Origin of the sequence: Hymenobacter convexus (assembly GCF_030580955.1) — a bacterium.
Taxonomy (GTDB): domain Bacteria; phylum Bacteroidota; class Bacteroidia; order Cytophagales; family Hymenobacteraceae; genus Hymenobacter.
Window position 1 is genome coordinate 856071 of record NZ_JAUQON010000001.1, and the last position, 24481, is coordinate 880551.

The following is a 24481-nucleotide window of genomic DNA, read 5'->3' on the forward strand; positions in this document are numbered from 1 at the left end:
CATGACGTTCTGCCGGCGAACTTTGCCTTCCCTAATTCACCCGCATACCATGCCCCGCCTCATTCAAACGCCCGAAACCACCTACCGCGTCCACTTTCAGGAGTGCGACATGCTGGGCCACCTCAACAACGCCCGCTACCTCGACTACTTCCTCAACGCCCGCGAAGACCACACCACCGAGCATTACCAGCTGAACATGGGCGAAATCGCCCGCGAGCAAAAGGCCGGCTGGGTCATCACTAAGCACCACATCAGCTACCTCAAGCCGGCGCGGCAGGGCGCCACGGTCCGCATCCTGAGCCAGCTCATTCACTTCGACAACTCCAACCTGGTGCTCGAAATGCAGATGCGCAGCGACGACGGCCTGCGCCTGCTGGCCCTGCTGTGGTCGGAAATGACCTTCGTGAGCATGCCCGCCGGCACCCGCACCGACCACTCCAACGCCATGATGGACCTGCTCGAACAACTCGACGTGGACGCCGTGAGTTACGACCCCGACGGCTTCGATGAGCGCGTGAAGGAGGTGCGCCAGGAGCTGAAGAAGCTGAGGCGGGAAGGCTGAAAAGTCGCCTGTCATTGCGAGCGAAGCGCGGCAATCCGTCCTCTTAGTGTAACTAGCCTTGGGTTATAGCAAGGTTTTTTTAACAACAGAAAAGCCCCGGCACTGCATAGTGTCGGGGCTTTTTCACATTTTTTTGACTGGTCGCACTGGGCGGATGCATTGCTTCGGCTGCGCCTCGCAATGACAGTTTTCTACCCCCCGAACGAATTATCCCGCTCGTTGGCATCCATAAAAATTCCGCCGTCGAGCTTCACCGATTTTACGGCTTTGGGCGTGGTAATGACGGCCTGCTGCTGGTTGGCGCGCCACACGGCCGCGGTTTGGTGCAGGGTTTCTTTGGTGCCGTCGGCGTATTCGAGCTGCATATCAAAGGGCACCACGAAACCGCCGATGTTATTCACCGTGACGCTGCTGCCGGATACGGACCCAACGGCCAGGTCGATGTAGCCATTGGTGAAGAACCAGTTGTGGAAAAACCAGTTCAAATCCTGGCCGCTGGCGCTGCTCATCGAGTTGAAATAATCCCACGGAATGGGGTGCTTGCCGTGCCAGCGGTCCATGTACTCGTGCAGGGATTTCTTGAACAGCGCATCGCCGAGCATGTCTTTCAGGGCGAAGTAGCTGAGCGAAGGCTTGCCGTAGGCGTTGTTGCCGTAGCCCGACTTCAACTCGCTGCTGGGCGTGATGATGGGCAGGTCCTGGGGCGTGGCGATGTTGTGAATCCAGCCATTTATACGGAATTGCTTGTAGAACTTATCGGCCGTTTCGGCGCCGTTTTCGGCCGTGTTGATGAGGCGCTCGAACGTGGTGGCCCAGCCCTCGTCCATGTAGGCGTAGCGGCTTTCATTGATGCCCATGTAGAAGGGGAAGTAGGTGTGCGCGATTTCGTGGTCCTGCACGAACTGCGCGAACTTGGGGTCCTTCTGCGGGCTGTCGTTCACCATCATCGGGTATTCCATGTCGGCAAAGCCCTGGAAAGCCGTCATTTTGGGAAACGGATAAGCCACGCCGGGCCAGTTATTCGGGTTCGAGAACCAGCCCAGCGCAAACTGCGCGTTCTTCACCGACTCGCGGAAATCCACCGTGGAATCGGCGTAGGCGGCCTGCACGCTGGCGCGGCGCTTGGCCTTGGCATCGACGATGACGCTGGCGGCGTCCCACACGTAATGGTCGCTCAGGCCCAAGGTCACGTCGGAAATATCCCGGGCGGTCCAGACCCAGGTGTTCATAGGCTGCTGGGCGGTGATGTTCTTCTTCGCCAAATCGGCCGCCGTGGCCACGTGGATAACCGCGTCGCTGGTCATCGACTGCTTGAGGCGCTTGGCGGCGGCCTTCTGCAGCACCTGGTCGGGGTTTTGCAGCGTGCCGGTGGCCCACACAATGTAGTTGGCGGGCGCTTTCACGCGCAGGGTGTAGTCGTTGAAATCGTTGTAAAACTCCTTGCTGTCGACGAAGGGCAGGCGGTCCCAGCCGGCGTAGTCGTCATACACCGCCACGCGGGGGTAGAAGTAGGCCAGGAAATAGGTGGTGGGGTCAATCATGCCCTCGCGGCCGCTTTCGATGGAAATGGGAAAGTGCCAGGACACCGCGAATTTCACCGAATCGTGCGGGGCCAGCGGGCGGGGCAGGCGCACGCCCGGCGCGGTGCCCAGGTTCTGCGGCAGAGGCTTCAACTGGCCCGCCACCAGGAAGGTGTCAATCACCACCCCGCTGGTGAGGTAGTCCGGAGAGGCGTCGCCGTCGCGGCTGGCGCCGGGCTTGTGGATGTTCTGAATGATGCGCAGCACCACCTGGCGCAGCGTGTCGGGGCTGTTGTTGAAGTAGGTGATGGTTTCGTGGCCCCTAATGTCGCGGGCCGGCGGCGCGGCCTGCACGGTGATGCTGTAGCGGGCGCGGTTTTGCCAGTACTTGGGGCCGGGGCGGCCGTCGGGGCTGCGGGTGCCTTTGGCGAAGGCGGCTTTGATGTCGCGCGGCATATAAAGCGGCTGCGTCTGGGCAGCGGCCGTGTCGGCGAGGCCGGCGAGCAGGAGGAAGGTCAGGAGGGGTTTAATCATAGCAGAGACAGACGGAATAACAAGTCGAGCGTTGCAATGTAGCGCGGACACAGCGAGTCCGCGCCTGGGCATGATGTCTCGGGTCTGAATCAGAAGTTTTCGTCGCCCAAACCAGCCGCCTCCGCTTACACGCCTGCCGGCCCGCGCCGCGTCAGGCGCAGGAGCCAGTCGCACAGTTCGGCTTCCTCGAAGGGCTTGGTGACGCAGCCATTCATGCCGGCGTTGAGGTAAGCGGCGCGGTCATTGTCGAAGGCGTTAGCCGTGAGGGCGATGAGCGGCGTAGCGGCGCGCTTGAAGTGGGCGTCCCGGCGCAGGGCCAGGGCCACTTCCACGCCGCTCAGGCCGGGCATGTGGATGTCGAGCAGGGCCGCATCGAAATCCTGGCTGGTGAGCTGGGCCAGGGCCTCGGTGCCGGTGTTGGCGGTGTGCACTTCCACGCCCCAGTATTCGAGCAGGGCCCGCGCTATTAGTTGGTTCACCACGTTGTCTTCGGCCAGCAGCACGCGCAGGCCGCGCAGGGCCTCGTAGGTGACGGGCGCTTCGGTGGGCGCGGCCGTGGGCGCGGCGGGCGGCGCCAGCGGCAGGGTGAGCACGAAGGAAAAAGTGGAGCCCGCGCCGGGCTGGCTGCACAGCAGGAGCATGCCGCCCATCTGCCGCACCAGCTGCTCGGTGATGGCCAGCCCCAGGCCCGTGCCGTCGAACCGGCCGTTGGTATCGGAAGAAGCCTGAGCGAACGATTCGAAAATGCGTTCCTGCTGCTCGGGGGCAATGCCGGCGCCGGTGTCCTGCACCCAGAAGCGCAGGCGCCGGGCCGCGGGCGGGCCGGGCAGCAGGGCCACGCCCAGGCGCACGCTGCCCCGCGCGGTGAACTTGATGGCGTTCGAGAGCAGGTTGAGCAGGATTTGTTGCAGCCGGTAGGCATCGCCCAACAGGGGCTGGCCGGGGGCCGGCGGGGGCTCCAGCATCAGCGACAGCCCTTTCTGCTCGGCCAGTGAGGCCACGATTTCGCTGGCCCCCTGCAGCAGCGCATCCAGGTCGAAGGGCGCGGCATCAAGGGCCAGGTGGTGGGCCGTGATTTTGGCCAGGTCGAGCACGTCGTTTATCAGGGCCAGCAGGTGGCGGCCCGAACGCTGCATGATGCTCAAATACTCGTGCTGCACCGGCGTGAGCGGCATTTTGCGCAGCAGCTGCACCATGCCCAGCATGCCGTTGAGCGGCGTGCGAATTTCGTGGCTCATGCGCGCCAGGAAGGCTTCTTTGGCCTGTGCATTGGCTTCGGCCGCCTGGTTGGCCTCCTTGAGGGCAGTGATGTCGGTGCTCACCACCAGCACGTCGGTGCCGCCTTCGGCCTGCGGAAACGGCGACATGTGCACCCGCAGGTGGCAGATGCTGCCGGAGCTGAGCTGCAGCGCCAGCTCCGCGTCGAGGGACTGGCCGGTGGTGAACACCCAATTGCGCCAGGCGGCAATTTTTGCCATTTGCGCCCGCACCGCGTCGTTCTGTTCGGCCGGAGGCCGCATGTGCTGGCTTTGAGCGGCCAGCGCGGTGAAAGCCGCATTGCGAAACTTGACCTCGCCCGCAACCGTGATGACGTACACCACGTTGGGCAGGGCGTCCACAATCAGCCGGATAAACTGCTGCTGGGTACGCAGTTGGGTTTCGCTCCGGCGGTGCTGCTCCTCGGCCTCGTAGCGCTCCGTAATGTCGATGCTGGAGCCCACTACCAGCAGCACCTCCCCGTCGGCATCGTACACGGCTTTGAGGCCGCGCAGCATGCGCCGCTGGCCCTCGTTGGTGGTGGCATCTTCCTCCCAACTGATGGACTCGCCGGTTTGCACGGCGCGGCGGAAGTGCGCCGCGCGCGCTGCCAGCTGCGCCGGGGGGCGGCCGCTTAGGGCCAGAAACTCGGCGTGCGTGATGCCCAGCATCTGCTGGCGGAAGGCGGGGCTGGCCACGGCCGCCGGGTTCACAAAGAGGAAGCGCTGCTCGGCATCGAACACCACAAGCTGCACCGGCAGGTGGTTGAGGATGGCCTCGTAGAACTCGCGCTGGCGGGCCACCTGCTCCTCGGCCTGCTTGCGCGCCGTGATGTCGAGGCCGGTCATGATGAAGTACTGCGGCTGGTTATCGGCGCCCAGTATCGGGGCGATGTTAATCAGCATGCTGTGCTGGTGGTCGGCCTGCTCCATGGTTTCTTCCCAGCTCAGGGCGCGCTGCCCGGCCCGGGCCTGCTCCAGGTAGCCCTGACGGCGCGCCACAATGTGGGCCGGGCGCTGCAGCAGCTCGCTCAGGGCCTGCACCGTCTGGCCCCGGTACTGCTGCCGGGCCACGGGGTCGGCCACGCCCAGCTGGTTGGCAAACACGTAGCGAAATTCGGTGTCGATAACCGCCACCGACACCGGCAAATGCTCCAGCACCAGCTCATAAAAAGCGCACTGGTCGGCCTGTTGCTGCTCGGCCCGGGTGCGGGCCGCGAGCTGCTGTTCGAGGTGCTCGGCCCGGGCGCTGGCAGCGGCCAGCTGCTCAGTCAGGGCCGCTGCCCGCGCTTCGGCGGCGGCCAGCGCGTCCCGTAGCTGCGCCTCGCCTGCGGGGCCTATTGGGGCAGGGGCTGGGGCAGCAGAAGCGGGCGGGCGGGGAGGCTGCATCAAACAAACTGAGTGGAAAGGACCCGGGCGGCACAACCTGCTGCAACCGATACTGTGCGTATGAAAGCGGTAGTCGGCAAGGCAGCGCAGGGCTAAAACTAATAAATACGGGGTGAACTCACGGAATTGGCTGGTGAATGGTGTCGAATGCTCGTTGAACACCGGTGCCCCTTGCAGCCGGTTTGCACGGTTTTACTGGCCGTATCGTGCCGTCCAGCGCTTCTGACGCCGGTAACGTCCAAGTGCCCTCGCTGCTTATCCCGGAAGGGAAAGTCGCGTCAGCATCGAATCCGGGCGTCTTCCCGGTCGATGCAATGCCCCCTTTCAGCGGCAGAACGCCCGGCTCCATCTTTTGCCTAAATCGGAACCTGCTTTTCCCGACCTGCGGCGCGTACTTTTCCAGTCTAAAGCTCCTGTATGCCCGTTCTAAATTCCTTGCCGGCTTTCACCAAGCCATTGAAAACAACCTGGCTAAGCCTGCTTTTTTCGGTGCTGCTCCTGGCCTCTGCTCAGGCGCAAACGCTGACTGCCAAAGAAGACACCATGGCCGTGGACACCACCGCGGCCCGCGACGATTCCTACCGCCTCGAAGTGGGCTACACCACGCTCAGCAGCATCTCGGGGCAGGTGCGCAAGGTGTTCGACACGCGCGGCCTGGCTGAGGAGCTGCCCGACGTGGTGGAAAACCTCAAGGCCATTCAGTATACGCTCAAGCAAAAAGGGCAGGTGGTCGACATCAAGCAGCTGCAGATGTGCCAGCTCATGCTCAGCACCCTGCAGGACGAGCTGGGCGACTGGCGCACCGCCCTGGCGGGGGCCAACCAGCAGCTGGCGGCCATGCAGGCGAAGCTCCAAAGCATTGCCCCGCCGCCCCCGCGCCTGGCCAGCGCCGACGCCACCACGCTGGCCTTGGAACGCTCCGATTCGGCGCTGTGGGCACGGCAGCAGCGCATCGGCGGCTTGCTGGCCAAGCGGTTTTTGAAGGTGAAGCAACTGCAGACGCAGGTGGCCGCCAGCTACATCCAGGGCATGGAGCTGCAGGACGAGGTGGGCGACCAGATGCGCCGCTACAGCCGCACCAGCGCCCAGCTCAACTACCCGCCGCTGTGGGATGCCGAGTCGATTCCGCCCGTTCCGGCCGACCCCAAGGCCCGCAAAGCCGGCCAGTACCGCCGCGAAATCATCAACTTCTACTTCGCTCACAACTGGGACAACTGGGCCTATATGGCCCTCATCGGGCTGGTATTTTATGGCTGGGTGTCGTTCAACTACCGACGGGCGAAGGCACAGGAGTTGGCCATTACGGAACCCTTTCGCTACCTGCGGCCGGGGCCGGTGGCGGCCACGCTGGTGGTGATGTTCAGCCTGGCGCCGGCCCTGGAGTTGCACCCGCCGCCCATCTACCTGGCGCTGTTGCAGCTGTTGCTGCTGGTGGCGCTCACGGCGGTGTTTGCGCGGAGCTGGCCGCGGCGGCTGTTTCTGGGGTGGCTGGGGCTGGTGGCGTTTTTCGTGTGGCTGAGCTTCACCAACGCCAACGCCACCACCGGCCTGGGAGCGCGCTGGGGGCTGCTGGGGCTCAATGCGCTGGCGGTGGGCGTGGGTGCGTTTCTGCTGTGGCGGCTGCGCGAAACGCTGGCCCAGATGCGCTTTTTGATTCCCGTGACGTGGCTGTTCATCGGGCTCAATGGCCTGGCCATCGTGTGCAACGTGGTGGGGCGGCTGAGCCTGGCCAAGATGTTCAGCACGGCGGCCATTTTCGGGCTCACGCAGGGCATCGGGCTGGCCGTGTTCATCGAGTCGTTCACCGAAGCCTTCCACCTCCAAATTCTGTGCAGCCGGGGCAGCGAGGGCGGCACGGCGGCCTTCGACTACGACAAAATCGAGCCCCAACTCATGCGCCTGCTCACGGTGCTGGCCGGCGCGCTGTGGCTGATGGTGTTCACCTCGAACCTGAACGTGTACAACGCCATCTACGGCTTCTTCGACCACTTCCTGACCGCGCCGCACCTCATTGGCAGCACTGAATTCACGTTCGGCAACGTGCTGCTGTTCTTCCTCATTCTCTACATTTCGGCCTTGTTGCAGCGCTACATCGGCTACTTCTTCGGCGAGGTGGGCGACGACGATTCCGAGGCGCGCAAGCGGGGCTCGTGGCTGGTGGCGCTGCGGCTGCTGCTGGTGCTGGTGGGTTTTGCGCTGGCCACGGCCGCCACGGGACTGCCGCTGAGCAAAATCGCCATCGTGTTCGGCGCGCTCAGCGTGGGCATCGGCCTGGGTTTGCAGAGCATCGTGAATAACCTGGTGTCGGGCATTATCCTGATTTTCGAGCGGCCCTTCCACGTCGGCGACTTTATTGAGGTGGCCGGCAAGGCGGGCCGCGTGCAGGACATCGGCATCCGCTCCAGCAAGCTCACGTCCGTCACAGGCTCCGAAATCATCGTGCCCAACGGCGACCTGCTGTCCAACCACGTCATCAACTGGACGCGCACCAACGACCACATCCGCGTGGACCTCGTGCTGAAAATGACCTCCGCCACCGACGACCTGCAAACCAACCTGCAGCAGGCCCGCGAACTGATTCAGGAGGAAATCAAAACCAGCCCCTACACCATGCACAACCTACCGCCCGAAATCCTGCTCAGCAGCATCAACGGCCAAGTCTACGAGCTCAAAGTACTGTTCTGGATTACCAACATCCGCCAGGAGCAGCTCACCAAGAGCGAGATTCTGGCGGGGATATACCGGCGGTTTACGGCGGAGGGGCTGACGTTGAGCTAGGCAGTAGCGCGGACTTTGTAGTCCATGTCTCTGCCCCGTATGGTTAAAAAACTGATTTGCGGAAACAACCCTGGCCGGCGCAGGCGTGCCTTTGGGAGCAAATCAGTTTCTATGCTCCCACGAATTACTACCGCTACCTTGTTCGCCAGCATGGCTGTCGGAAGCATTTATTCCCGCGCTTATGCCCAGCAGGCGCCGGCCCAGCCCACGATTGACCGGCTGGGCCCGGCGGCCCGGGCCGCCGGCCGCCTCACCGGCACCGTGACCGATGCCGGCACTGGCAAGCCCATTGCGTACGCTTCCGTGGCGGTGCTCAACGCCGCCGGGAGCCCGGTGAGCGGGGCCGTGTGCGGCGACGACGGTGCCTTCGTGCTGCCGGGCCTCGCGCCGGGCACGTATGCGTTGCGCATCAGCTTTTTGGGTTATCAGGACCTTACCCGGGCGGGCATCGTGGTGCCTGAAACCGGCGGGACGCTGCCGCTGGGCGCGTTGCCGCTCACGCCCACCACCCAGAAGCTGGGCGAAGTGGTGGTGACGGCCCGCAAGCCGCTGATTGAGGAAAAGGTGGACCGCACGGTGTACAATGCCGAAAACGACGAGACGACCCGCGGCGGCGACGCCACCGACGTGCTCAAGCGCGTACCGCTGCTGAGCGTGGACCTGGACGGCAACGTGAGCTTGCGCGGCAGCCAGAACATTCGGGTGCTGATTAACAACAAGCCCTCGACCATCATGGCCAACAGCATTGCCGATGGGCTGCGGCAGCTGCCGGCCGACCAGATTAAGGCCGTGGAAGTCATCACCTCGCCCTCGGCGAAGTACGACGCCGAGGGCTCGGGCGGCATCATCAACATCGTCACCAAAACCAACACCCTGCGCGGCGGCCAGCTGAGTGTGGACGGCAGCGGCGGCACCCGCTCGGGCACGCTGAACCTGAGCGGCGGCTACCGCACCGGCCGGATGGGCTTTGCGCTGGGCGGCTTCGGGCGGGCCGGCTACAACACGCCGGGCAGTTTCACCAACACCCAGCTGACCACCAACCCCGCCACAGGTCTGCAAACCCGCACCACCCAGGCCGCCGCCACGCGCCAGCAGCAGTTGTTCGGCCGCTACACCCTGGGCTGGGACTACGACCTGAACGCCCGCAACTCCCTGGCCGCCTCGCTGGCCTACGGCACCCGCAATGCCACCACCTACCAGGACGACCTGGCCACCAGCACCATACCCCTGGCCCCGGGCGCCGCCGCCACCTCGCTGCGCAACGTGAAAACCAGCGACGAATCGGGCACCGTGGACGCCAGCCTGAGCTACACCCACACCTACGAAACGGCCCAGCGCGAGCTGAGCGTGCTGGCCTTGTTCAGCCGCAACAACCGCACCTACGACTTCACCAACGACATCTACGCCGCCAGCGATGCCCGCACCATTGGTGTTTCGGGCAACGCCAACCCCAGCGCCAACCAGGAGGTGACGGCGCAAGTGGACTACCAGACGCCGACGGGCAAAAACCAGCTGCTGGAGCTGGGGGCGAAGGAAATCCGGCGGACCGTGCAGAGCGACTACCGCTACTTCGGCCAACTGGCGCTTTCGCAAGCCAACAATTCGTTTGATTATAACCAGAACGTGGCGTCGGGGTACGCGGCCTACACCCTGGCCCTGCCCCACAGCATCACCCTGAAACCGGGCCTGCGCTACGAATACACCGACATTACGGCCGATTTCGGCACCGGCACGGTGGAAGAAATTCCCAGCTACGGGGTGCTGGTGCCCAGCCTGAACCTGCTGCACAAACTGGCCAACGGCAACGCCCTGCGCTTGGCCTACAACCGTCGTATCCAGCGCCCCTCGCTGCAGTTTTTGAACCCCAACCTGCAAGCTGCCAATCCCTTGCTGCAAACGCAGGGCAACCCCGTGCTGCGCCCCGAGTACACCAACAACTACGAACTGGGCTACAGCACGCTGCTCAAGCAGGCCAGCCTGAATTTCAGCGCTTTCGTGCGCAATACCACGGGCTCCATCCAGTCGGTGCGCACGCCGCTGGGCGACGCCAACTACCCCGGCGCCGTGCTGGTCACCTACCAAAACATCGGGCAGGAAACCGCCTCAGGCGGCAGCGTGTACGCCGGGCTGGATATCGGCGACAAGCTCAGCTTCAGCGGTGGCGTGGACACCTACTATTTGGTGCTGCGCAACAACGTGGCCGACCCCGTTTATGCCGCCCGCAATGCGGGCCTGGTGGTGGCCGGCCGCCTCTACGGCAGCTACGCGCTACCCAGGCACTGGGGGCTGCAGGTGTTCGGCTTCTACCGGGGCCAGCAGGTGCAGCTGCAGGGCGACCAAAACAACTTCTTCGTCTATAGCTTCAGCCTGAAGCGCGAGTTTGCCGATAAAAAGGGCGCCTTGGGTTTTGGAGCTGAGAATTTCTTTTCGCCGAGCAACACCGTGCGCAGCGAAATCATCAGCCCGCTGCTCCGCCAAAACAGCAGCACCATCCAGCATATCACCAGCTTCAAAGTCTATTTCAGCTACCGCATCGGCAAGCTGACCGCCGAACCCCGCCCGCACCGCAACGTGCAAAACAACGATCTCAAAACCGAGGAGAATGGCGGGGGCAGCCAGGGCACCGGCCGCACCCCCGATGCCGTCCGTCCCGCTCCGGCGCCGGCACCGGCGCCCGTTCCAACTTCTGCGCCGGCCACCACCCCCGCCGGCCGGCCCTAAGAAGCTTTCTTGTGCTGACTCCAGGCCAAGCTGAAAGGCCCGCCTACCTTGCAAGCCGAATCAAATGGGACATGGATAAAGGTGCTTTGCTAAGGCGTTTCGCCAGAATACTGGGGTGGTGCCTATTCTTCCTAAGTGCCTGCCAGCGGCCCGACGACGCCGTAGTCACCCTCAAAAACCGGCAGTACCACCGCACGCCGGCCCAATTGGCTCAAGGCCAAATCACGCCCACCTTACAAGATGCCGACTACCAGTTGGTGAGCGACATGGCCATGCTCAGCGCCATCGTGTATTCAGGTGTGAAGGTGCCCAACCACCGCCCCGACTACCGCCAGGACACCGCCAAGTACGCCGTGGAGCGGCGCGAGCTGGCCCGGCGCGGCTGGCGTCCGTTTCCCTTTGCTTATCCGTTGAAGGCGGCGCCGGGCCAGAAACTGCTGGGCGGACTGGTGTACGATGTGTGGGTGCAGGCGCGGCCCGGCGCCCGGCCGCTGGCGGTGCTGGTGTTTCGGGGCACCAACTACCTGGAGTTTGCCGACTGGGTGGCCAACACCCGGCCCGTGACGAATTGGCCCGGCCTGTGGGACCAATACGAGCAGGCCCGCGCCCTCACGCCCGCCGTGGTCGCCCGGCTCGATTCGGCTTACGGCGGCCGGGAGCGGATTTTTGCCGCCGGCCATTCGCTGGGCGGCGGGCTGGCCCAGCACGCCGGCTACACCTGCCCGCGCATCGAGAAGGTGTTCGCCTTCAACTCCTCGCCGCTCACGGGCTACTTCGACCTGGCCAGAAAGGAGCGGCTGTTTCATGGCAGTCGGCGCCGCACCTTTCTCGTGTACGAGAGCTACGAAGTGCTGGCCCTGTTTCGGGCTGTGCCGTCGTATCTGGACCGTTTTCGCAACCTGGATATTGTGGCGGTGCGCTACAACTTCACCACCGGCCTCGATTCGCCTTCGCCCTTCCGGCAGCACGCCATGCAGCGCCTGGTGGCGGGGTTGAACGCGCAGCAATAGCCCAAAAAAAGAGGCCGGCCGTGGGAGCGACCAGCCTCGGGCTCAGCAGCACGGTTCAACTGCACAACGGGGCGAAGGCGCCTTCGCCTTAATTCTTCAGCAGCAGCTGCGACTGCGTGAACGTGCCCGACAGGTTGGCCACCTTCACGGTGGTCACGTAGCTGCCGGCGGCCAGCGCCGACACGTCCAAATCAATCATCTTTTCGCCGGCGCTCAGCGTGCCCAGCACCTGCCGGAGCACCTGCTGGCCGGTCATCGACACAACGGTGACCTGCACCTCGGAAGGCGTGCGCAGCACCACCGGAATCCGGGTCAGGTCGCTGGCCGGGTTCGGGAAATTCTGGCGAATCTGGAACTGGGTTTCGGCCGCGGCGCTCTTGGTGGCCAACGCCGTGGACGACACAAACGCGTCCCAACTGAGCACGTAGCCCGCCGTCAGGCTGCCCGTGATGGTGCCCATCTCGGTGGCCGTGCCGTCCGAAAACACGTTGTCGCTGGCGTTGTAGGTGTAGCCGCTCATGCCCTTGGTGTAGCCATAGGCCGTGGCCGCGTTCACCGTCGCCACGGCGCTGGTGGCGCTTTCCGGAAAGGCAATTTGGGAGATGAGCAGGCTGGTGCCCGAGGCGGTGTAGATGTGCACGTGGATGTGCGTGGCGCGGCTTTGGTACCAGCCGGGAAAGATGCTGGTGAAGCTCACCAGGCCGTTGGCGTCGGTGGTTTGGCGGCCGCGCAGGAAATCCTGCGTGGTGTAATTGGTGGGCTGCATGGTGGAGCCGCCGTACTGCGAGTAGTTGCCGTCTTTGTCGCAGTGCCAGATGTCGACCAGCAGTCCGGCCACGGCCGCGCAGTTGCTGAGCACGTTTTTCACCGAGATGTTGATGGTGAACGGCACGCCCGTGCGGGTGCCGACGATGTTATTGCGCACGTAGCTGGCCGGGTTGATGGTGGGGAACGGCCCGGCCGTTTCGGTGCTGGCCACCGTGCAGGCCTCGGCTTCGCTGCCGCCCAGCAAAGACGGGCCCACCACCGCCATGCCCAGAAAGCCAAAGCTTTTTTTCAGGAAGTCGATTCTGTTCATAAACGGAAAAATTGAAGCATGCGTTGGGGTGAAGGATTAAAGGAAGTGGCCTTTTAAACGTCATGCAGAGCGCAGCGAAGCATCTTTACCGCAGCAGTAAATCAATCGATTTGATTGCGTTGAGCGGGCAAGATGCTTCGCTGCGCTCTGCATGACGTTCTGATTTGCAAAGTATTATAGACTAAATTCCAGGTAAAGCAGCATGGCCGTTTCAGCCAGCGCCTCAAAGTCAATTCCGGGCGTTTCCCAGAGCAGCAGTGCGTCGCGGTGTTCGGCCAGCCGGTCTTCGATTTCAAACGAGCCATTGAGGACGTAGCACAGCGAATAGCCGGTCGGGTCGAGGACCGGAATGCGGCCCTTCACCCGGCTGTCGTACAGGCCCACCCGCACCGGCAACGGGTGGTCGGCGGGGCCCACCAGGGCATTCTTTGCCGTCAGCGGCAGCTCCAGTTCCTGCACCGCCCGCGCGGCGGCCAGTGGCACCGACGCCGCTATCAGCAGGAGGTTGACCGTTTCTTTTTCAAAGGGATTGGTGAGCGTGAGCGGAGCATCTGCGACCGGAACGGCATAAATGTAGCCCGGTCGCAGCACGCTTTCCGTTTCCTGGCGCGTGGCCAGCAGCGCCCCACCCACAATGGGCAGCACCAATAACTGGCCGCCCAGGCCGGCCGCCTCCACCTGCACCGAAGCGCCAGGCCGGATGAACACATCATCGAGCCGGACCAAATGCTCGACGCTGGTCCGGTACGTTTGGCTGCCTGCTGCTTTGAGTACGGTGCGGCGGTCGGCCTTCAAAAACCGGGATTTATAAACGGGCGGCGGCGCAATGGTCATGAGGGAGATGCAGCGGTGGGAGGGCCAGGGGTTGGTGTTTCAAAAATCCGCAATGCGCTGGAAGCCTACCCGTCGCAATCGACGGTTGGCGCCCTGCACTCGCCCAATGGACCGCCCGCACCCGTCGCAACCCTACCTGGCCGGGCGCCAAAACGCCCCGCCCGGCAAGAACCCGGACGGGGCGTTTCAGCGAAGGCAATTCGGATTACTGCAGCGTCACGCGCTGCGTCACGGCCGGGTTGGCATCGGCCTTCACACTGAGCAGGTAAACGCCCGCCGCCAGGCCGCCGATGGGCACTGCGGTGGCGCTGCCGCGGAACGAGGCCGTGCGCACGGCCTGACCCAGGCCGTTGCGCAGCGTGTAGGTAGCGGCCCCGGCCGGGCTGGCCAGCTGCACCTGCAGCATCTGCCCGCCGATGAGCGGATTGGGGTAGGCCGAGAAGGCCTGGCCGGCCGCGGCCGCTTTGGTGCTCAGTACGTTGGTATAGGTGCCGTAGAAGTTTCCGCCGTAGTCGCGGGCGTGGTCGCGCCACACGGTGTGGTAGTGAATCTGGCTTTGGTACACGATGCCGTTCTGGCACACGAACTCAATCCAGACGGTAGGGCCGTCGATGCGCACGTAGTCGCCGCTGGCCGTGAGGTTGCCCGTGCCGGCGTAGGCGATGTAGGTGCCGGCCAGCTCGTTGGTGTATTTGGTCATCAGGCTGGCCGCCGTGGCGTCGTCGGAATCCTGCACCCAAGGGCGCATGGCTTCGGCCACCAGCGCCTGCTGGGCGGTGGTGAGCGTATTCACCGCCAGCCCCACCTTGGTAGCCGGAAACTGCCCGTTGCCGTTCGGCCCCAGCACCACGTCGCTGAAACTCTGGCTGAGGCGGGCCGTGGTTTTCTGGGCGGCGGTGAGGCCGTTGAGCATGGCCAGCATGGCCGAGCCTTCGTTGGAAAGGGGCGCGCACACCGTGCCAGCGGGCAGCACGTTGCTGTTAGCCGTGGTGAAGGTGAGCGGCTCGGTGCCCTCAAACTTGGGCGTGGCGCCGGTCACCTGGCCGTTGCCGTAGGTGATGTTGGTGGCCAGGTGGTGGCCCCCAAACTGCAGCTGCCAGGTGCCGGTGAGCGAGGGCGTGCCCAGAAAGGCAATCAGGTACACGCCGCTGCCGTAGGCGGTGCCGCCGCCGTTGGCCGCCAGGTTGTCATCGGCCGCGCGCAACTGCTGAATCTCGTTGAAGCCGTCGCCGCTCACGGTGCCGGTGGCGGCCTGCACCACGGCCAGGGCCAGGGCCTGCTGTGCAGAAGTCAGCGCGTCGAGGCGCAGGCCAATGCGGTTGGTGGAGTTCACCGGCAGGTTCGACCACTTCGTGACGGTCGTCGAGTTGTAGGCCTGCAGCAGCGTGGCTTGCTGGGTGGCGCTCAGCGAAGCAATAAAGGCGTTGGCCGCATTCACCACGTCGCTCACCGCCGCTGTTGATTTAGCACCCTTCAGGCTTTTAAAAGTAGTCAGCGCGGCCGGTGCGGCGGGAGAGGCGGCCATGGCCGTGTAGCTGAGTGGCGCGGCCGGCTCAAAGAAGTCCGCGACCCAGTTGTAGGCCGAAACGGCAAGCATGAACGGTGCCGCAAGTACCAATTTATTCATGATAGAGAAGGTGTTAAAGGTGAGAAATGTTTATTGGATTGGTCAAGCGAAAACCTCAAAATGAGGGCTGAGCACCGGCTGTCCGCTGGCGCCAGAAGCTGAGCACGGCCACCACGGCCAGCGCCGCCAGCAACCAAGGCGCGTGCTGCGCCAAACGCGCTACCAGCGCGGTAAGCGGGTTGGGCTGGGAAGTGAGGCGCTCCACCACCCAGGCCAGCGCGGCCATGGCGGCGGCCACCGCCCCAGCCATCCGCACGGCGGGGTAACTGGGCGTCTGGCTCAGCAGCAGCAGCCACGGCACGGTGAGGGCAATGACGAACAGCTGCATCAGCTCGATACCAATATTGAAGCCCAAAATGCTCAGCGCCATGGGGGCAGGGGGGAGGTTCAGCTCGGCCAGGGTGCTGGCGAAGGCCAGGCCGTGCACCAGCCCGAAACCCGCCGCCACCCAACCCTCACGCCCCGGAAACAGTGGCCGCACCGCGTGCATGGCCGACACCAGAATGGACACCGCAATGAGCGTTTCGACCGGCTGCGACGGCAGCCGCAGCCACCCCAGCGCCCCCGCCAGCAGCGTGATGGAATGGCCCAGCGTGAACGCCGACACCACCTTCACCAGCCGCCCCAGGCTGTAGCGCACCCCACCAAAGCGGCCCCAGCGCCGGGCCTTGGTGAGCAGCAGCGGCGCGGGCAGCAGCAGCACCAGCAGAAACAACAGGTGGTCGGTGCCCTCGGCAATGTGGCGTACGCCCAGCGCCACCATGCCCCGGAAGCCGGCCCACCATCCACCGCCCTCCTGGCTGATGAAGAGCGGCGGAATCACGTTATTCACCACATCGAGCCGAATCACGCCGATGTCGATGGGCTGCTCGGCGCCCACGCGCCCCACCTCCCAGTCGCGCCGCACCGACACCAGCGCCACGTGCGTCACCAGCTGGTGCACAATGACATCGTACTTAAAGGTGAAAGCGCGGGCCGTGGCGCCGGCCGGCGGCGTGAGCCACAGCTGGGCCGTAAGTTCCTGGTAAGGGCCGGTGGCCGTTTGCTCGGCGTTCTGGATGCGCAGCTCGCGCACGGCCACGGCCCAGGGCTGCCCATCGGGCGTTTCGGGGCGCACATGCTGCCGGAGGTAGGCGCGCAGCTCGGGGCCGAGGCGCTGCACCAGCGTTTCGGGGTGCTGGCTGACGGCGTGGCCGAAGGCGATTTCTAGTTGGCCCAGCGGCAGCTGTACTTCGGCCGCCACGCCGCCGGGGTGCAAGTCGAGCAGCACCACCGAGTTGGGCATGGGGTGGGCCCGGGCGCGGAAGCCGGTCAATAAAAGCAGCACAAGAGTCGCCCGCCGAAACGACCGCAAAAACTCAGGTAGACGACCAAGGTGAAGGAGCAACGGCATAAGGCAAAACGGTTGGTGCCTGATAGTTTTCCAAAAATGCCAGCCGCAGCTTCGGGCCGAAAACGCACTCGGCAGTTGGGGTTTCCGCGCCGACCAACTGCGGGGTGCATCCGACCACCGTCGCGCGTGGACGCATCTGCTGGCGCCGACGCATTTTCCAACGCTATACACGCTGGCACATGCACCAGCGCGGGCGGTGGCCGGGCCGCCGCGCCTTTCGGGAAAACGTTGATTGTTTTATTTTTGGCTTTTTCGGGCCTGCCGAAAGCTGGCGGGCGGCAGGCCGTAAGAAATAACCTGCTACAGAAGCTCCCGTAGTGTAGTTCGGCCCGGCGGCGCCCGACAAGGCGCTGGGAGCAGGCCTGTTCCGTTGCTGTTTTCGTATGATTCACATTGTTTACATGAGCCGGGCCGTGCGCCCGCTCTCCGACCAGGACTTGCAGGAATTGCTCGACCAGTGCCGGCGCGACAACGCCGCGCGCGACGTCACGGGGGTGCTTTTCTATAGCCACGGCAACATCGCGCAGCTCATCGAGGGCGAGGCCGAAGTGCTGGAACCGCTGTTTGACGTCATTTCCCGCGATGGCCGCCACTCCAACGTGGTCAAGCTGGTAGACAAGTCCATCACGGTACGCAGTTTTTCCGATTGGTCCATGGCTTTTCACCCCCTCGAGCCCAGCGGATTTGAGGCTTTGCAGGGCTTCCTGCTGCCGCACCATCTGCCGCCACCGCCCGCCTCCCTCAGCATCGCCGACGCCATGCTGGTCGATTTGGTGAAGCTGGCCGTGTTCGGCGCCGACGCTACCCCGGCCGAGCCGGCGCCGGCACATGCGTAGCCCCCCGCCAACGAGCCGGCCCATACATCTGGTGACTATACCGGCCGGGGGCACCCTGCCGGCACTTCTTTCTACCTTTGGGCATGCGTGAGCAACAACTTCGCGACATTCTGGGGCATATGCCCGCCGGGGTGGCCACCTTGCAAGGACAGGAATTGCGCTACGGCTTTGTGAACGAGGCCATGCGCGCCGTGCTGGGCGCGGCCGTGCAGGAGGGCGAGGCCGTAGCCGAGCACCCCGGCACCATTCCGGCCGATTTGCTGGAGGTGATGCAGCAGGTGTACGACGCCGGCCGGCCCTACGTGGCCAAGGCCTACAGCCTGCCGTTGCCCGCCGCCGAGGGCGAAACCCCCACGCCGCGCTACTTCGACATTGCCCTGGAGCCCGTGCGCGAAGGCAACGGCCCCGTGAGCGGCCTGCTGCTTTTCGCCGTGGACGTGACGGCCCAGGAAGAGGCCCGGCAGCGCGCTCATCACCTGTCCATCGAAACCCGGCGCCTCGATACGCGCCTGCGGGTGCTCACCGAAACCGTGCCCCAAATCACCTTCACCGTCGATGCCGAAGGTAAGTTTGAGTATGTGAGCCCGCAGTGGTATTACTTCACGGGCCAGCCGCCCACGGCCGATTTGAACGCCATCTGGCCCCTGCTCATCCACCCCGACGACCGCCTGCGCGTGCTTTATCAGTCCGACACGGCCCGCACCAGCGGCGTGGGCTGGAGCTACGAGTACCGCCTGCGCCGCCACGACGGCCAGTACCGCTGGATGCTGAGCCGCGCCCTGCCCGAGCTGCACGCCCCCGACCAGGCCGTGTTCTGGCACGGCGCCCTCACCGAAGTGCACGACCAGCGCGAGCTGGCCGACGCCCTGCGCCGCGGCGAGGCCGAACTGCGCTTCCTGGCCGATAGCATTCCCGAACTCATCTGGACGGCCACGGCCGAAGGGTTTATCGATTATTACAACCACTACACCGGCGAGTATTCGGGCCTTACAAGAGAAGAGTTGGGCCCCACCGGCTGGATAAACCTGCTGGAGCCCAGCGAGCAGGCCGGCGCCGCCCGTCGCTGGGTGCAGAGCGTGGCCACCGGCCAGCCCTACGAGGGCTTGTTCCGCATGCGCCGACACGACGGGCGTTACCGCTGGCACATCATCCGGGCGCGGCAGCTGACCGACGAGCGCGGCCCGCGCTGGTTCGGTGCCTGCACCGACGTGGACGACCAGCACCGCCTGCGCGAAGTGCTCCAAACCCAATACGACGAGCTGGCCCGCACCAACCGCGACCTCGACACCTTCGTTTACACCGCCTCGCACGACCTCAAGCAGCCCGTCCTCAACCTGCGCGGCTTGTTTGACGAGCTGCGCCGCACGGCTTCCTTCAGCGACCCCGAGGAGGGCAAAATAGTGGGCATGGTCGACGAAGCCCTGGCCCAGCTCGACGCCACGCTGCAGGACCTGGCCGCCACCGTGCAGGAGCAACGCGGCCTCTCGGCGCCGGTGGAGGCGCTGGACCTGCGCAGCGTGGCCGACGAAGTGCTGCTGGGCCTGCGCGCCCAGGTGCAGGAAGCCGAAGCCACCGTCAGCCTCGATTTCGAGGCCGCGCCCACGCTCACCTACGGCCGCGCCAACCTGCGCTCCATCCTGCACAACCTGTTCAGCAACGCCCTCAAGTTCGCCGACCCCGCCCGGCCGCTGTACTTGCAGGTGCGTAGCTTTCTCTCCGCCACCAGCCAGCCTGTGCTCACCGTGCACGACAACGGCCTGGGCATGGAGCTGCCGGGCCACCCGGCGCCGGTGTTCCAGCCGTTTGCGCGCCAGCACCCGCACATTGCCGGTGCCGGCGTGGGCATGTACCTCGTGCAGCGCATTGTGGCCAGCCGCGGCGGCCACCTCGAAGTGGCCAGCACCGTGGGCGAGGGCACTACGTTCACCATCTATTGGTTCGAGAGCTGATTTTTTTACTTGTCATCCTGAGCGCAGCGAAGGACCTTATCTCAGTTGAACAAATCGTTCCAATGCGGTAAGGTCCTTCGCTGCGCTCAGGATGACAGGTTTTATCTCAACCAAAGCTTTCGAAGGGCGTAAGAAAGAAGCCGGACTCGTTCCGGCTTTCTTTTTACCTCTCTTTCCAAACACCATGAGTCTTTTCAGCAGCGACAAACTCAAGGGCAAGAAAATTGCCATCATTGCCACCGACGGCTTCGAACAAGCCGAGCTCGACGAACCCAAGAAATACCTCGAAGGCGAGGGCGCCGAAACCCACGTCATCTCCCTCAAAAGCGGCTCCATCAAAGGTTGGGACGGGCCGAATAAAGATTGGGGCGACAAAGTCGACGTCGATAAAGTCATCACCGACGTGAAGCCCGCCGACTACGACGCCCTCGTACTGCCCGGCGGCCAGATGAACCCCGACATCCTGCGCGTCAATAAGGACGTGGTGGCCTTCGTGAAAGAATTTGCCGGCTCCGGCAAAGTGCTGGCCGCCATCTGCCACGGCCCCTGGCTGCTGGTGGAGGCCGATGTGGTGCGCGGCAAGCGCGTCACGAGCTGGCCCAGCGTCCACACCGACCTCAAAAACGCCGGCGCCCACTGGGAAGACTCCGAAGTGGTGTGCGACCACGGCCTCATCACCAGCCGCAAGCCCGAGGACATCCCCGCCTTCAACAAGAAAATCGTGGAAGAAATGCTGGAGCCCCAGCACGGCGGCCACAACTAAGCAGCGGCCCGGTCATTGCGAGGCGGAGCCGAAGCAATCCGTCCTGTTCTCAGCGACTAGCCTCCAAATGTGACAAACCTAAAGAAAAGCCCCGGCACTGAGCAGTGCCGGGGCTTTTCTGGTAAAAGGGTATGTCTGGGTTTGAGAGGACGGATTGCTTCGCTGCGCTTGCAATGACAGTTCCTCTTCCACGCCGCGCTACTTCTGGCTCACAATCCACTTATAGATATCGGCCGGAGTATCGGGGTTGAAGGCCGCCGCCGCGGCATCGGCGGGTGAGTCGCTGGCGAACTGCAGGGCGTGGTTGAGGTTGGGGTAGCGCAATTCGGCCACGCGGGGGTTGTTGCGCAGGCCTTTTTTGAGGGAAGCCAGGTTGGCAGCGGCATTCACCTGCTGGTCGGCTTCGCCTTGCAGCAGCAGCACGGGGCATTTCACGGCGGGCAACTCGGGCTGCGGGTCGAAGCTGAGGTAGCTGCGGTAGGCGGGCGTGGTGAGGGTTTGCACGCTGGCCTGCAGGTCGGTGGGGGCAATGCCGGGGTAGCGCTGGCGCAGCATGTTGCCCAGAATGGCCTGGGCCTGGCTGTTGTCGCTGGTTTGGCGCACTATTTCCAGCATGGCGCGCTGCTGCTTGATGAGGCCTTCCTCGTCGCGCCGCATGGCGGCTTTCTGGCGGAGGCGCTGCTGGTCGAGGTAGGTTTGCACCTGGGCGGCGTTGGAGCCTTTCAGGCGCATTTTGGCGGCTTCCTGCTCGGCGGCCACCATATCGAGGCGGTACTTGCGAGCCCGCTGGGCATCGGTCGAGTCGTTGCCGAGCACTTTGCCGTACATCACGGGCTGGGTGGCCAGCACCTCGCGGCCGGGCAGGCCAGCGGCGGCCAGCGCCACTACATACGTAGGGGCCAACGGCTGCGCGCCGGCCAGCAGGGCCACGTTGCCGCCCTCGCCGTGTCCAATCAGGCCCAGGCGCGTCACGTCCACCTGGGGACGGGTGCGCAGGTAGTTGAGGGCCGCAATAGCGTCGGCTGAGCGCTCGGCCAGCGTCGTGGTAGTAGCCGAGCCGCCCGAGCCGCCCATGCCGCGCTCGTGCAGCCGCAGCACCACCACGCCCTGGCGCACCAGATAATCGGCCAGGCTGTTGAGCAGCTGGTTATTGGGCGAGTTGGGGTTGCTGGCGTCCACGCCGCGCTCGGGCAGCAGCACCGCCGCCGGGAAGGGGCCTTGGCCGGTGGGCAGGCGCAAAATGCCGTTGAGGCGCACGCCACCAGCGGGGCTGGTCACGGCCACTGCCTCGGCGCGGTCAAGGGTATTGGCTGATGCTCCCAAAAAGGGAGTCAGCGATAAAAAGCAGCAGGAAATGAAGGTAAAAAGGCGCATATGGTTCCTGATGGAGGCTAATCGGCGAGAGACAATCATCTGGCCGGTGTCCCTGACAGGAATACTCAAAATTCATCTATTAGCGTGATTACTAAAAGATAAATCAGTTGAACCCGACTCTTTGACCGACTTACTGGCAAAATTGCTCGGTGAAAGAAACGGTATTTTCCTCAAATTGGATTTAGTTCCCAAATTGGGATTTGAGATGTAGCTCTAAAGAAGTTTATATAAGTGACAGCCACGCCCGGCCCTGCCAGTGCAGCAGGCTCCACACGGCCGCATCGAACACCAGCAGGAAGCCGCCCTGCACCCACAGCGCCCCGCCGAAACCGTGCAGGCGCGGGGCATGGGCCTGCCCGGGCACCGCGGCCAGCGCCCGCAGGTAAAAGCCGGTCACGATGTACGCCACATCGAGGCCGGTGTTGAGCAGAAACAGGTTCTCGTTGTGCAACTGTGCGGCTACCAGCTCGGCCAGCCGCAGGCCCGGCGGCGAGGTGAAGCGTATCTGCAGAATGCCCCAGCAGGCCAGCACGGCGTTCACCAGGCCCCAGCCCACGTTCATGCCGTGGAAATAGTAGGGCGCGTAGCGGCGGTCGGCCTGCTTGAGGAGCGTGCCACCTACCAGCAGGTTGAGCAGGGCCCAGGCGGCCAGCACGGCCAGCGCCCGGCCCAGCAGCATTTCGCGCGCGTGGTCCAGCGCCGCTACTTCGAGCGCTGGCAATTAGTGCTTGAAGCCCAGCCCCAGGTACAGTTGAAACACCTGGTTGCGGATGTTGCTGTCGCCAATGGCCGCGCCGGTGGCCGTGTTGTAGCGCACCACGGAGCCGTCTTTGTACACCTTGCCCAGGCTCCAATCGAAGCGGGCGCCCACTTTGGCAAAGCCCAGGCGGGCCTCGGCGCCGGCAATGGCGCCGTAGTCGAGGCTGTTGAAGCCGTTGTCGCCGATGCTCACCGTGGTGCCGCCGTTGCGCACGTTGGTGAGCAGCGATACCTGCGGCCCGACGTGAATGCTGAGCGTTTCGGTGAGGTTGCCCACGAACAGGATGGGCAGCTCCAGGTAGTCGAGGCGGGTGTCGTGGGTGGTGCCGAGGTAGTCGGAGCGGTAGCCCTTGCGCGAGTATAGCAGCTCCACCATCAGCGAAGCGAAGTTGTTGAACCCAAACTGGCCGTAAACGCCGGCGTGAAAGTCCTTCAGGTTGTCGCGGTTGGTGAATAAGTCGGCGCCCGTGCCCTGGATGCTGGACAGGTTGTAGCCGCCCTTGATGCCGAAGCCCGTATTGCGCGACTCGGTGCCGTCGCTGGCCGCGTAGTCGGTGGAAGAGCCCACGCCGGGGCCTTGCTGGGCGTGCACGGCCGGTGCCAGGGCCAGGCCCAGCGCCAAGGTGAATAAGGCTGTTTTCATGACGAAAAACAATGAAATGGATTGCCTGAGGAAAACGAGTGCCCGCGGCCAAGGTTGCCACGGGCGGCCACGCCAGACCCACAAACGCAAAAAAAAGAGGCCCGAAGGCCTCTTTTTTTAACAGTCGATACAACGAGCCGGCCGCTTATTGCGTGAAGCCGATGCCGACATAAATCTGCAGCAGATTGTTGTAGATGTTGGAGTTTTTATACTGGCTGGCCACGTAGGCGCTGGCGGCGCTGGGGTTGTCAGGGGTTTTGAACAGCTTGCCGAGGCTCAGGTTGTAGCGGGCACCCACGCGGGCGGGGCCAATGCGGGCCTCCAGACCACCCACTCCGCCGTAGTCGAACGAGTGGATGCCGTTGGCCGCAAAATCGAGCGAGGAACCATTGTTGGCGTTCACCAGCAGCGAGGCCTGCGGGCCCACGTGAAAGCTGAGGTTGTCGGTGAAGTTACCCACATACATTATCGGCAGCGAGATGTAGTCGAGGCGGAACGTTTGGGTGGTTTTCGAGGTGGAGCCGGTGGGCGTAAAATCAGCCGCGAAGCCCAGCCGCGAATACAGCAGCTCCGCCTGAATAGAGGAAAAGTCATTGAGGCCGAACTGGCCATACACCCCCGCGTGGAAACCGTTGGCCGAATTGCGGTTGATGCCGGTCACGTCATCGCCGCGGATGCCGCTGAGATTATACCCGCCTTTGACGCCGAAGCCGGTGTTGCGCGAGTCGGTCACGGCGCCGCCGGTGTAGTCTTTCGACGATTGCGCGCCACCCGGGGCGGCCTGGGCGAACGCAGCCGGCGCAGATGCCACGGCCAGCAGAATAAATAGAAAAATCTTTTTCATGGGTGAAAGAGGTAAGAAGTGAGGCCAGTGGCCCGGGAAGATTACTATTCCCGTTTGCCCCTATACTTTTCCGCGTCCAGAAAGTTGTCCCCACGCCCGGGTAAGCGCAAAAAAAGCGGCTCCGGCTGATGCATTGAGCGGGACCAGGTGCTACCTTTGGGGCCGCTTCGCCGCTGCGGCGGAGCCATTTCCGGGGTGTTAGCTCAGTTGGTTCAGAGCGCCACCCTGACACGGTGGAGGTCGATGGTTCGAGCCCATTACGCCTCACGAAAACCCTCGCTGCCGCGCGCAGGGAGGGTTTTTTATTGATTCCCCTCCGGCCCGGTGAGGCGTAAGTGACCAACGCGGTGACCATGCGCCAGCGGGTGGACAAAATGGTGAGCCGGCAGCGCGACATTGCGCGGCAGCAGGGCCCGCTCCCAGGTGCTGGCCAACACCCGCGCCGGGCAGGCCGTTGCCATCACCGACCAGGTGTCGGCCGTTGTTTGCCAGCCCGGAAAGCTGCGCGCGCGTGCCACCGTGAGCATCGAAACCGGCAGGCCGTGTTTGCTCATGGGCATCGTTATTGGCTGGGAAGTCTTGCTGATAGTTAGGTTGTTTCGTAGTTTAGG

At 64.0% G+C, this 24481-nt stretch carries 18 protein-coding genes and 1 tRNA gene; 8 read left to right on the forward strand and 11 right to left on the reverse strand.

Going from position 1 to position 24481, the window contains the following annotated elements; all coding sequences use genetic code 11:
* The first annotated feature begins 49 nt into the window (after positions 1-49).
* Positions 50-562, forward strand: coding sequence for an acyl-CoA thioesterase (locus Q4S41_RS03435; protein ID WP_305029700.1), 513 nt, complete (start codon positions 50-52; stop codon positions 560-562).
* A 191-nt stretch (positions 563-753) separates the two neighbouring features.
* Here the strand turns inward: Q4S41_RS03435 and Q4S41_RS03440 are convergent, their stop codons facing one another.
* On the reverse strand, positions 754-2616 hold the full coding sequence (locus Q4S41_RS03440; RefSeq protein ID WP_305029701.1) for a M1 family metallopeptidase: 1863 nt from the start codon (positions 2614-2616) through the stop codon (positions 754-756).
* A 125-nt stretch (positions 2617-2741) separates the two neighbouring features.
* Complete coding sequence (locus Q4S41_RS03445; RefSeq protein ID WP_305029702.1) at positions 2742-5261, reverse strand: PAS domain-containing hybrid sensor histidine kinase/response regulator; 2520 nt, start codon at positions 5259-5261, stop codon at positions 2742-2744.
* A 456-nt stretch (positions 5262-5717) separates the two neighbouring features.
* Here Q4S41_RS03445 and Q4S41_RS03450 point away from each other — a divergent pair, with 456 nt between their 5' ends.
* The 3 genes from Q4S41_RS03450 (at position 5718) to Q4S41_RS03460 (ending at position 11770) form a co-directional block, all read left to right on the forward strand.
* Positions 5718-8039 carry a mechanosensitive ion channel family protein gene (locus tag Q4S41_RS03450; RefSeq protein WP_305029703.1) on the forward strand — a complete coding sequence of 774 codons (2322 nt, stop codon included), beginning with the start codon at positions 5718-5720 and terminating at the stop codon, positions 8037-8039.
* Between the two features lie 150 nt (positions 8040-8189).
* The gene (locus tag Q4S41_RS03455; protein ID WP_305029704.1) at positions 8190-10760 is read left to right on the forward strand and encodes a TonB-dependent receptor domain-containing protein; all 2571 of its coding nucleotides are present in this window, start codon (positions 8190-8192) and stop codon (positions 10758-10760) included.
* Positions 10761-10831: 71 nt separating this feature from the next.
* Positions 10832-11770: a hypothetical protein gene (locus tag Q4S41_RS03460; RefSeq protein ID WP_305029705.1), complete on the forward strand. Its 939-nt coding sequence runs from the start codon at positions 10832-10834 to the stop codon at positions 11768-11770.
* 88 nt (positions 11771-11858) lie between these two features.
* Here Q4S41_RS03460 and Q4S41_RS03470 read toward each other — a convergent pair whose 3' ends face one another.
* From Q4S41_RS03470 to Q4S41_RS03485, 4 genes are all read right to left on the reverse strand, one after another.
* Positions 11859-12848, reverse strand: coding sequence for a dioxygenase family protein (locus Q4S41_RS03470; RefSeq protein WP_369811237.1), 990 nt, complete (start codon positions 12846-12848; stop codon positions 11859-11861).
* 174 nt (positions 12849-13022) lie between these two features.
* Complete coding sequence (locus Q4S41_RS03475) at positions 13023-13682, reverse strand: hypothetical protein (RefSeq protein WP_305029706.1); 660 nt, start codon at positions 13680-13682, stop codon at positions 13023-13025.
* Between the two features lie 205 nt (positions 13683-13887).
* Complete coding sequence (locus Q4S41_RS03480; RefSeq protein WP_305029707.1) at positions 13888-15309, reverse strand: DUF3500 domain-containing protein; 1422 nt, start codon at positions 15307-15309, stop codon at positions 13888-13890.
* Between the two features lie 55 nt (positions 15310-15364).
* Complete coding sequence (locus Q4S41_RS03485; RefSeq protein WP_305029708.1) at positions 15365-16636, reverse strand: HupE/UreJ family protein; 1272 nt, start codon at positions 16634-16636, stop codon at positions 15365-15367.
* A 449-nt stretch (positions 16637-17085) separates the two neighbouring features.
* On the opposite strand from Q4S41_RS03485, the gene Q4S41_RS03490 reads away from it, so the two are divergent.
* The 3 genes from Q4S41_RS03490 to Q4S41_RS03500 all read left to right on the forward strand — a co-directional run bounded on the left by Q4S41_RS03490 (position 17086) and on the right by Q4S41_RS03500 (position 20250).
* The gene (locus Q4S41_RS03490) at positions 17086-17538 is read left to right on the forward strand and encodes a BLUF domain-containing protein (protein ID WP_305029709.1); all 453 of its coding nucleotides are present in this window, start codon (positions 17086-17088) and stop codon (positions 17536-17538) included.
* Between the two features lie 83 nt (positions 17539-17621).
* Positions 17622-19487, forward strand: coding sequence for a PAS domain-containing sensor histidine kinase (locus Q4S41_RS03495; protein WP_305029710.1), 1866 nt, complete (start codon positions 17622-17624; stop codon positions 19485-19487).
* Between the two features lie 184 nt (positions 19488-19671).
* Positions 19672-20250 carry a type 1 glutamine amidotransferase domain-containing protein gene (locus tag Q4S41_RS03500; protein ID WP_305029711.1) on the forward strand — a complete coding sequence of 193 codons (579 nt, stop codon included), beginning with the start codon at positions 19672-19674 and terminating at the stop codon, positions 20248-20250.
* A gap of 198 nt (positions 20251-20448) precedes the next feature.
* Here the strand turns inward: Q4S41_RS03500 and Q4S41_RS03505 are convergent, their stop codons facing one another.
* The 4 genes from Q4S41_RS03505 to Q4S41_RS03520 form a co-directional block, all read right to left on the reverse strand.
* Complete coding sequence (locus tag Q4S41_RS03505; RefSeq protein ID WP_305029712.1) at positions 20449-21573, reverse strand: alpha/beta hydrolase family protein; 1125 nt, start codon at positions 21571-21573, stop codon at positions 20449-20451.
* Positions 21574-21847: 274 nt separating this feature from the next.
* Positions 21848-22345, reverse strand: a complete 498-nt coding sequence (locus Q4S41_RS03510) for a DUF6992 family protein (protein WP_305029713.1) — start codon at positions 22343-22345, stop codon at positions 21848-21850.
* Positions 22346-23026 (reverse strand): porin family protein, encoded by a 681-nt coding sequence (locus Q4S41_RS03515; RefSeq protein ID WP_305029714.1) that lies wholly within the window; start codon positions 23024-23026, stop codon positions 22346-22348.
* Positions 23027-23171: 145 nt separating this feature from the next.
* The gene (locus Q4S41_RS03520) at positions 23172-23870 is read right to left on the reverse strand and encodes a porin family protein (protein WP_305029715.1); all 699 of its coding nucleotides are present in this window, start codon (positions 23868-23870) and stop codon (positions 23172-23174) included.
* 192 nt (positions 23871-24062) lie between these two features.
* Here Q4S41_RS03520 and Q4S41_RS03525 point away from each other — a divergent pair.
* Positions 24063-24137, forward strand: a tRNA-Val gene (locus Q4S41_RS03525).
* Between the two features lie 35 nt (positions 24138-24172).
* Here Q4S41_RS03525 and Q4S41_RS03530 read toward each other — a convergent pair.
* Positions 24173-24424, reverse strand: coding sequence for a hypothetical protein (locus Q4S41_RS03530; protein WP_305029716.1), 252 nt, complete (start codon positions 24422-24424; stop codon positions 24173-24175).
* Positions 24425-24481 lie beyond the last annotated feature (57 nt).

Excerpts from the sequence above, each read along its gene's own strand:
- Q4S41_RS03435 (WP_305029700.1), top strand. The coding sequence starts at position 50 with ATGCCCCGCCTCATTCAAACGCCCGAAACCACCTACCGCGTCCACTTT.
- Q4S41_RS03440 (WP_305029701.1), bottom strand. The coding sequence starts at position 2,616 with ATGATTAAACCCCTCCTGACCTTCCTCCTGCTCGCCGGCCTCGCCGAC.
- Q4S41_RS03445 (WP_305029702.1), bottom strand. The coding sequence starts at position 5,261 with ATGCAGCCTCCCCGCCCGCCCGCTTCTGCTGCCCCAGCCCCTGCCCCA.
- Q4S41_RS03455 (WP_305029704.1), top strand. The coding sequence starts at position 8,190 with ATGGCTGTCGGAAGCATTTATTCCCGCGCTTATGCCCAGCAGGCGCCG.
- Q4S41_RS03460 (WP_305029705.1), top strand. The coding sequence starts at position 10,832 with ATGGATAAAGGTGCTTTGCTAAGGCGTTTCGCCAGAATACTGGGGTGG.
- Q4S41_RS03470 (WP_369811237.1), bottom strand. The coding sequence starts at position 12,848 with ATGAACAGAATCGACTTCCTGAAAAAAAGCTTTGGCTTTCTGGGCATG.
- Q4S41_RS03475 (WP_305029706.1), bottom strand. The coding sequence starts at position 13,682 with ATGACCATTGCGCCGCCGCCCGTTTATAAATCCCGGTTTTTGAAGGCC.
- Q4S41_RS03480 (WP_305029707.1), bottom strand. The coding sequence starts at position 15,309 with ATGAATAAATTGGTACTTGCGGCACCGTTCATGCTTGCCGTTTCGGCC.
- Q4S41_RS03490 (WP_305029709.1), top strand. The coding sequence starts at position 17,086 with ATGATTCACATTGTTTACATGAGCCGGGCCGTGCGCCCGCTCTCCGAC.
- Q4S41_RS03495 (WP_305029710.1), top strand. The coding sequence starts at position 17,622 with ATGCGTGAGCAACAACTTCGCGACATTCTGGGGCATATGCCCGCCGGG.
- Q4S41_RS03500 (WP_305029711.1), top strand. The coding sequence starts at position 19,672 with ATGAGTCTTTTCAGCAGCGACAAACTCAAGGGCAAGAAAATTGCCATC.
- Q4S41_RS03515 (WP_305029714.1), bottom strand. The coding sequence starts at position 23,026 with ATGAAAACAGCCTTATTCACCTTGGCGCTGGGCCTGGCCCTGGCACCG.
- Q4S41_RS03520 (WP_305029715.1), bottom strand. The coding sequence starts at position 23,870 with ATGAAAAAGATTTTTCTATTTATTCTGCTGGCCGTGGCATCTGCGCCG.
- Q4S41_RS03530 (WP_305029716.1), bottom strand. The coding sequence starts at position 24,424 with ATGAGCAAACACGGCCTGCCGGTTTCGATGCTCACGGTGGCACGCGCG.